At 71.1% G+C, this 7981-nt stretch carries 9 protein-coding genes and 1 pseudogene; 3 read left to right on the top strand and 7 right to left on the bottom strand.

Features of this window, described 5'->3' with window-relative positions; translation table 11 throughout:
• Positions 1-78: 78 nt before the first annotated feature.
• Positions 79-1407, bottom strand: a complete 1329-nt coding sequence (locus tag A5681_RS02845; RefSeq protein WP_067269187.1) for an aminotransferase class I/II-fold pyridoxal phosphate-dependent enzyme — start codon at positions 1405-1407, stop codon at positions 79-81.
• Between the two features lie 35 nt (positions 1408-1442).
• On the opposite strand from A5681_RS02845, the gene A5681_RS02840 reads away from it, so the two are divergent.
• A complete protein-coding gene (locus tag A5681_RS02840; RefSeq protein WP_067269185.1) occupies positions 1443-2099 on the top strand; it encodes a pyridoxamine 5'-phosphate oxidase family protein in 657 nt (218 codons plus the stop codon).
• Here A5681_RS02840 and ilvA read toward each other — a convergent pair.
• The 3 genes from ilvA to A5681_RS02825 are packed head-to-tail and all read right to left on the bottom strand — an operon-like array spanning position 2096 to position 4437.
• Positions 2096-3379: a threonine ammonia-lyase gene (gene ilvA, locus A5681_RS02835; protein ID WP_067269183.1), complete on the bottom strand. Its 1284-nt coding sequence runs from the start codon at positions 3377-3379 to the stop codon at positions 2096-2098. The two genes, A5681_RS02840 and ilvA, sit on opposite strands and share 4 nt — an antisense overlap.
• 38 nt (positions 3380-3417) lie before the next feature.
• On the bottom strand, positions 3418-3855 hold the full coding sequence (locus tag A5681_RS02830) for a nitroreductase family deazaflavin-dependent oxidoreductase (RefSeq protein ID WP_067269181.1): 438 nt from the start codon (positions 3853-3855) through the stop codon (positions 3418-3420).
• Positions 3856-3864: 9 nt separating this feature from the next.
• Complete coding sequence (locus tag A5681_RS02825) at positions 3865-4437, bottom strand: TetR family transcriptional regulator (protein WP_067269179.1); 573 nt, start codon at positions 4435-4437, stop codon at positions 3865-3867.
• Positions 4438-4533: 96 nt separating this feature from the next.
• On the opposite strand from A5681_RS02825, the gene A5681_RS02820 reads away from it, so the two are divergent.
• Both A5681_RS02820 and A5681_RS02815 read left to right on the top strand, forming a co-directional pair.
• The gene (locus A5681_RS02820) at positions 4534-4941 is read left to right on the top strand and encodes a hypothetical protein (RefSeq protein ID WP_067269176.1); all 408 of its coding nucleotides are present in this window, start codon (positions 4534-4536) and stop codon (positions 4939-4941) included.
• Positions 4938-6371 (top strand): FAD-dependent oxidoreductase, encoded by a 1434-nt coding sequence (locus A5681_RS02815; RefSeq protein ID WP_067269174.1) that lies wholly within the window; start codon positions 4938-4940, stop codon positions 6369-6371. The genes A5681_RS02820 and A5681_RS02815 overlap by 4 nt, the downstream gene beginning before the upstream one ends.
• 4 nt (positions 6372-6375) lie before the next feature.
• Here A5681_RS02815 and A5681_RS02810 read toward each other — a convergent pair whose 3' ends face one another.
• The 3 genes and pseudogenes from A5681_RS02810 to A5681_RS27580 all read right to left on the bottom strand — a co-directional run.
• Entirely contained in the window at positions 6376-7146 is a 771-nt protein-coding gene (locus tag A5681_RS02810; RefSeq protein ID WP_067269172.1) for a DUF6065 family protein, read from the bottom strand.
• Between the two features lie 44 nt (positions 7147-7190).
• A complete protein-coding gene (locus A5681_RS02805) occupies positions 7191-7763 on the bottom strand; it encodes an arsinothricin resistance N-acetyltransferase ArsN1 family B (protein WP_269454938.1) in 573 nt (190 codons plus the stop codon).
• Between the two features lie 46 nt (positions 7764-7809).
• Positions 7810-7981 (bottom strand): annotated as a pseudogene (locus tag A5681_RS27580) (hypothetical protein); the annotation flags it as partial.

The raw sequence follows: 7981 nt of genomic DNA, 5'->3' as shown, positions 1-7981 counted from the left end.
AGACGTCAGACATCTCCACTAAGCCCGGGGGTCCTCCCCACAATCAACAACCGTCACTAACGTGTCGGCCGAGTACACCTAGACGCTGGGGCGGCCCGCGCCGTGCACCGCCTCGGCGATCGCGTCCGCCAGCGGGTCGATCTCGTGGGCGCCCACGTCCGCGATGGTGACGCGGATGCCCGGCGGTGTGCCGATGCGAAACCGGGTGCCCGGCGCCGCGGCCCAGCCCGCGCCCAGCAACCGGGTGATCGCGACCGTCTCGTCGCGCACCGGGATCCACACGTTGAGTCCGGAGCGGCCGCGCGCGGTGACGTCGCGCTCCGCCAACGCGGCGGACAACCGCCGGCGCGTGTCGGCGTACCGCCGCTCGGCCGTGCCGACCAGGCGCGCGGCAGCCGGGTCCGACCACAGGCTGACGGCGAGGTCCTGCAGCAGGTGGCTGACCCAACCAGGCCCGAGCCGCAGGCGGCCGTGCACGCGCTCGACGGTGCGCCGATCCCCCGCCAGCACGGCCACGCGCAGGTCCGGGCCGTAGGCCTTGGATGCGGACCGCACGAACGCCCATCGCTCCGTTACCCCGGCCAGGGCGTGCAAGGGCGCGCCCGAAATGCCGGCGCAGTGATCGTCTTCGACGAGCAGCAGATCGGCGGCCCGGCGCGCCAGCAGGTTTCGTAGCTCGTCGCGGCGGCCGGCGGACAACGCCGCCCCGGTCGGGTTCTGCGCTCGACTGGTGACGATCAGCCCGCGCACCCCGCGGTCCAGCGCCCGCGCCAGGTCGGCGGCCAGCGGCCCGTCGTCGTCGACCCCGACGGGCTCCGCCGAAAGGCCAAGGGCGGCAAGCAGATCGAGGAGGTTGGCCCAGCCCGGGTCCTCAACGGCGACTCGGTCACCGGGACGCAGGTGCGCGGCGAGCACGCGCTCGATGCCATCGAGCGCGCCGCTGGTCACCGCCAGGTGCTCGGCCGGGACGCCATCGGCGGACAGCGCCGCCCCGGCGAACTCCACCAGGGCCGCCGACATGGCCGGCTCCCCGTACAGCACCGGTCGGCCCCCGACCGGCCCGGGCAGCGAGGCGCCCGCCAGGGGCAACAGGGCGGGATCCGGATTGCCGGTCGACAGGTCGCGCACCCCCGCGGGGACGTCGAGCCCCAGCAGGGACCGGGGCGTGGTCGCCGGGCGTTGCCGGACGCGGGTACCGCGCCGGCCCGCGGTTTCCACGGCCCCGCGATGCCGCAGCAGGCGGTAGGCCGCGGCGGCGGTGTTCGCGTTCACGCCGAGCCGGGCGGCCAGGTCACGGACCGGCGGCAGCGCGTCCCCGGGCGCCAGCGAGCCGGCCGAGATGGCCTCCTCGATGCTGGCGGCTATGGATTCGGCGCCCGTCCCGGTTATGCTGTTTTGTACTGGCACGCAATCAATTATGTACTAGAACAAAGGTATACGCCATGGCCACCGGATACCAGCCGACCCAGCGCACGACGCCCACCCGGTACCGGGAACGCGCGCGGTACGACCGCGAGACCGTCCACCGCATCCTGGACGAGGCGCTGATCTGCCACCTGGGCTACCTCGGCAACGGTCGGCCGGTGGTCCTGCCGACCACCCACGCGCGCCTGGGCGAGACCCTCTACCTGCACGGATCGACCGGCGGCGGCCCCCTGATCGCGGCCGGTGCGGCGCCTGCGGGCTTGCCCGTGTGCGTCACCGTCACCCTGGTCGACGGGCTGGTGCTGGCACGGTCCGCCATGCACCACTCGGTGAACTTCCGCTCGGTCGTGGTCCTCGGTGCCGCGCGCGTGGTCGACGACCCGGCGGAGAAACTGCGCGCGCTCACCGGCCTGCTCGATCACATCGCGCCCGGCCGCGCCGCCGATTGCCGCACCCCGAACCCGCGCGAGCTCGCCGCGACCGGGGTACTCGCACTCGACCTGGTGGAGGTGTCGGCCAAGGTGCGCAGCGGCGGGCCGGTGGACGATCCGCAGGACTGCGCGCTGCCGCACTGGGCGGGGGTGGTGCCGCTGAGCGTCACGGCCGGCGCGCCGGTGCCGGCCGAAAATCTCGACCCCGCGACGCCGGTGCCGCCGTACCTGACCCGGGTCTAGAACAGCAGGTAGCGGTAGGCGGGCGAACCCGGCTGGAGGCGTTCGACGTGCAGCTCCGTCGCCCGCATCCGCGCGAGCAGGCCGTCCAGGTCGGCCGACGACGCCAACTGGATGCCCACCAGCGCCTCACCCGTCTCGCGGTTGTTGCGCTTGATGTACTCGAACAGCGTGATGTCGTCGTCGGGGCCCAGCACCTCGTCGAGGAACCGGCGTAACGCGCCGGGCTCCTGCGGGAAGTCCACCAGGAAGTAGTGCTTCAGGCCGAGGTGGACCAGCGACCGCTCCAGCACCTCGCCGTAGCGCGAGACGTCGTTGTTGCCGCCGGAGATGAGGCACACCACGCTCGAGCCGGGCTCGACGTCCGCCTCGAGCAGTCCCGCGACTGACAGCGCACCCGCGGGCTCGGCGATGATGCCCTCGTTCTGATACAGGTCCAGCATCGCGGTGCACACCGCGCCCTCGTCGATCGTGGTGATCGACACCATGTCCCCGGCTGCCGCCAGCGCGGCGTAGGTCAGCGTGCCCGCCCGGCGCACCGCGGCGCCATCGACGAACTGGTCGACGTGATCCAGCGTCACCGGCTCGCCGGCGGCCAGCGCCGCCATCATCGCGGCCGCCCCGGCCGGTTCGACGCCCAGCACCGACGTGTTCGTCGTCCGCTCGGCCAGGTAGGTGGTGATCCCGGCGATGCAGCCGCCACCGCCGACGGGAACCACCACCAGGTCCGGCTCGGCGTCCAGCTGATCCAGCAGCTCGACGGCGATGGTGCCCTGACCGGCGATGGTGCGCAGGTCGTCATACGGCGGCACCAGCGTGGCGCCGGTGCGTTCGACGTCGGCGAGCGCGGCCTCGGCGGCCAGGTCGTACGTCGTTCCGCCGACGATCAGTTCGATGAACTCGCCGCCGTGGTAGCGAATTCGGTCGCGCTTCTGCTGCGGTGTCTTGGCGGGCACGTAGACGCGCCCGTGCACCCCCAGCGTCCGGCACGCGTAGGCGAAGCCCTGCGCGTGATTGCCGGCCGACGAGCACACCACGCCGGCGGCCAGCTCCTCGTCGGACAACTGCACCAACAGGTTGTAGGCGCCGCGCAGCTTGTAGGAGCGCACCACCTGCAGGTCCTCGCGCTTGAGATAGATCTGCGCGCCGGTGATCGCCGACAACCGGTCGCTGTATTGCAACGGGGTCGGCGTGACCACCGCGGCGATCCGCTTCGCCGCGGTGTCGATGTCAGACCCGCAAACGTACGGCACGCTCGGGTGATGGCTCAGTTCGGCGGACACTGGTCAATGGTGCCATGCCAGCCGACCAACCCTGGAATTCAGCCGACGGGGGTGAGCACGAAGACCGGGATCTGGCGATCGGTCTTCTTCTGGTACTCGGCGTAGTCGGGCCACGCCTCGACCGCGCGCTCCCACCACAGCGCCTTCTCGTCGCCGAACACCTCACGCGCGTCGTACTCGCGGGTGGTGGAGCCGTCCTGCAGCTCGACGCGCGGGTTCTTGACGACGTTGTGGTACCAGACGGGGTGTTTGGGGGCGCCACCCAGCGAGGCGACGATGGCGTACTCGCCGTCGTGCTCGACCCGCATCAACGGGGTCTTGCGTAGCTTGCCCGTCTTCGCCCCGACCGTGGTCAGCACGATGATGGGCTTCCCCTTCATGTCGGTGGCCTCGGTGCCGCCGGACTGCTCGTACTTCTCGGCCTGTTCGCGGGCCCAATCCCATGGGCTGGGCGCGTATTCCCCAGAAAGTGGCATGCCCCAACTCTATGCCGGGGACTCCGACGGCGCCGGGCCCGTCAGGTAGCGCGCGAGCACCGGGCGTACCCATTCGGTCAGCGTCGCGTCGTCCATCTCGGCCAGGGCCGGCACGCCGACCACGAACCGGGCCATCGCGATTCCCAGCACCTGCGACCCCACCAGCGCGGCCCGCTCGGCGGCGCGATCGGGGGCGACGCCGGCCAGCGCCGGGGCGACCTGCTCGACGAACACGGCCAGCAGCGTGTCGGCGGCCGTGCGGTTGGTCGCGGCGGCGCGCAGCAGCGGCAGGAAGGAGCCGTGCGGATCCCATACCTGGACGAAAAGCGGCACCAGCACGTCCGCGAGGCCCTCGGGGGCGACGCCGGACAGATCGGGAAACCTGACCTCGAGCCGCGAGACGGCGGCGAACAGGTCGGCCTTGCTGCCGAAGTAGTGCATGACGAGCGCGGGGTCCACGCCGGCCTCCGACGCGATCGAGCGAATGGTGGTCCGCTCGAAGCCGTGCGTGGAGAACTGGGCGCGCGCGGCGCGCAGGATGGTTTCGCGGGTGACCTTCCCGTCTCGCGTCTTTGCGGGCATGGCGGAATTGTATTCAACAACTGTTGACACGGCCAGCACCCGCGCGTACCGTTGGGTTCAACAATTGTTGAACTCGGCTTCCGGGAGGTCTGACCCATGACCGTGACCGTCATCCAGATCGGGCTCGACCCCGACGTCATCGACTATTCGTCCCCGGATTTCGCGCAATTCGGCGGGCTGTCCAAAGGGGTGTTGCGGACCGCCAACGACGACAACGTCGCGGCGTTGCGCGCCGCCGGGTACCAGGTCGACAACTGCTTGATCGGCTTCGGCACGGCCGGCGCCGACCAGGCCCGCCGGCGGCTGGAGGCCAAGCGCTACGACGCGGTGCTGATCGGGGCCGGGATCCGGCTGGTCGCCGCCAACACCCTGCTGTTCGAGTCGATCGTCAACGCCGCGCACGTGACCCAGCCGGGCTGTCGGTTCGTCTTCAACCGCGCCGCGCAGTCGACGCCCGACGACATCCGCCGCTGGTACCCGCAGCCCGAGGGGGTTGCCCGATGATTGCCCACGAAGTCGACGTCCTGGTGGTGGGGGCCGGTCCGACCGGCCTGACCGCGGCGGGCGACCTGGCGCGCGCCGGGCGATCGGTCACCGTGCTGGAACGCTGGCCCACCGAGAACCCGGCGAGCCGCGCGTTCGCGACCATGGCGCGCACGCTGGAAGTGCTCGACGCGCGCGGCCTGGCCGACGGCCTGTTGGCGCTCGGGCACCGCGCGCCGGGCGTGCGACTGTTCGCCGGCGCGCGGATCGACCTGACCCACCTCGACTCCCGCTATCCCTTCGTATTGGTCACCCCGCAGACCAACGTGGATGCGGCGCTGCGCCACTACGCCGAGACCGCGGGCGCCGAGATCCGGCGCGGCATCGAGGTGGTCGCGCTCGAGCAGGACGCCCACGGCGTGACCGTCACGGCTCGGCCCAAGGACGACGACGATCCCGCGCACCGGCTGACGTGGCGGGCGCGCTACGTGATCGGCGCCGACGGCGCGCACAGCACCGTGCGGCGGCTGGTGGGGGCCGCATTCCCCGGTAAGACGGTGCTGACGTCGATCGTGCTGGCCGACGTCAAGCTGGCGCACGGGCCCACCGGCGGCGGTCTCACGGTCGCCGCCCCCGGCGACGTCCTGGCGTTTCTGGCGCCGTATGACCGCGATTCCTGGTACCGCGCCATGGTCTGGGACCGCGGCCATCAGGTGCCCGACAGCGAACCCGTCGACGACACCGAGATCGTCGACGTGCTCGCCCGCGGCATGCGCACCGACTACGGCGTCGTCGAGGTCGGCTGGAAGTCCCGATTCCATTGCGACGAAAGACAAGTCGAGCAGTACCGGCATGGGCGGGTGTTCTTGGCCGGCGACGCCGCGCACGTGCACTCCCCCATGGGCGGCCAGGGCATGAACACCGGCATTCAGGACGCCGCCAACCTGTCCTGGAAGCTCGACGCGGTCCTCGGCGGCGCCGACGAGGCACTGCTGGACAGCTATCACGCCGAACGCCACCCGGTCGGCAAGCGCGTGCTGTTGCAGTCCGGGCTGATCGCCCGCGCCGCGACCCTGCACCCGCGCGCCGCCCGGTGGTTGCGAAACCTGTTGGCGCCCAGGCTGCTTCGAATTCCAGTCGTCCGGGACTCGGTGGCGGGCAGTTTCGCGGGCACGACGCTGCGCTACGGCCGCCGCGGCCTGGTCGGCACCCGCGCCACCCAGATCCCCCTCGTCGAGGGGCGGTTGACCGCATTGCAGCGCGGCGGAGGCTTCGTGTTGGTGCGCGAACGCGGCGCCCCGCCGGTCGAGGCACCCGGGATCCCGCAGGCGGAGCGGACCGATCGCGGACCCGCCGTGCTGGTGCGGCCCGACGGGTATGTCGGCTGGGCGGGATCGTCGGCCCAGGCGCCGACCCGGATCCCCGCGCCGGCTGCGACGCGCGCGGGTTGATCGCCTACCGCGTGTCGACGAACGGGCGCAGGCGGACGCGCGTCTGGTGATCGGGCGCCCCGGGCTCGCCGTCGGCATGCTTGCCACGGGTGTAGTCGCCCTGCCACGGCACTTTTTCGCCCAGGTCGGTGTTCGTCGCGGCCTGCGCCTTGCCGAGCTCGCTGCGTGAACGCAGGAAGAACTCGTGTTTACGCCGCGCTTCCTCGTCGGACTCGATCGGCCTGATTTCCGGGGCGAATTCTTCCAGCTCCGCCCGGCGCTGCGGCACGATCATGCAGATCGGCTCGTCGACCTCGAACCGCACCGGCATCATCTTGCGGGTCATCTGCCAACTCATGCTGAAACTCGATGTGGCCCAGTCGGTCTCGACGATGCCCTCCAATGGCGACACCGCGTCCTTCGGATAGTTCGCCGGCCCGCGCACCAACAGGTTGTAACCGGGCGGGGTGCGGAACAGCATCGGCAGGTGCCAGGTCAGGATGCCGTGACCGAAGTGGCTGAACGGCAGCAGCTGAGTGGGGTCGCGCCGGTCGGGCGCGACGATCACCCCCGTGCTGTCGTCGCCGCCCATCCAGGTCGCGGTGAAGGCGCACGGATTGCGCAGCTCCCAGCCGCTTTGGTTGGCGATCAGTATCGGCAGGCACCGGTTCGGCCAGCCGTTGCGCATCTGCGCCATCCACGGGCGGCTGATGGGCGCCGGGGCGATCGGCGGCGCGTTGTCTCCGGTGGTGAACGCGATCAGCGGGCGGGTGGGCCCGCCGGACTTCTCACTCATCGACTCCCCTCGATTCGCCGTTGCGCAGACCTTCCCCAAAACCATTACCCAGTGTGCCCCGCGAGGGCAGCCTCGAGTGTGTGAGCCGGCAGGTCCGACCATGGCCGCGGGTCATCGGGCTGCGCGGACGGATCGGCAAGCGGGCGATGCCACCAGCCGATGTCCCGCCACGCTCCGTTCTTGAAGCCCACACGATTGAAGAGGCCGACGCGACTAAAGCCCACCGCCTCATGCAGGCCGACGCTTGCCGGGTTGGGCAGCACGATGGCGGAGTAGGCGTTGACGTATCCCTGGGCTACAAGCACATTGAACAACGCGGCGTACATTCGGCGGCCGTGTCCCTGCCGGTGGTATGGGCCGCTCAGGTACAGGGACACGTCAACCGACCAGCGGTAGGCGGCCCGTTCGCCGTGCGGGCTCGCGTAGGCGTATCCCCCGATGACGTCGCCGTCCGTCAGCACCAGCCAGGGCAGGCGGGACAGGGTCGCGCTCATCCTCGATCGCATCTCCTGGCCGTCGGGCGGCACCGTCTCGAAGGAGATCGCGGTGTCGCGCACATAGGGCGCGTAGATGTCGGCGATCGCACCCGCGTCCTGTGGCGTCGCCATCCGGATCATGAGACGAGTCTGCCGATGATCTCCCCGGCGGCCCGACGGCGGGTGGCTAGTTTGTGTTGTTCGGCGGTGGCTGGGGCTGGAAGGGGTCGTACCACCACCAGTCGGCGCGCTCGCCGGTGGGCCCGGGGCAGGGGGGGACGTCGGGCCAAGGCTTTGTCGGTGGCCGCGCCAGCGATGCCGGGCTCAACGCTCGGCCGGCGCTGTCGATGACGGTAAGG

This window comes from Mycobacterium scrofulaceum (assembly GCF_001667885.1).
Lineage (GTDB): Bacteria > Actinomycetota > Actinomycetes > Mycobacteriales > Mycobacteriaceae > Mycobacterium > Mycobacterium scrofulaceum_C.
This window is presented reverse-complemented; position numbering and strand designations above follow the sequence as displayed.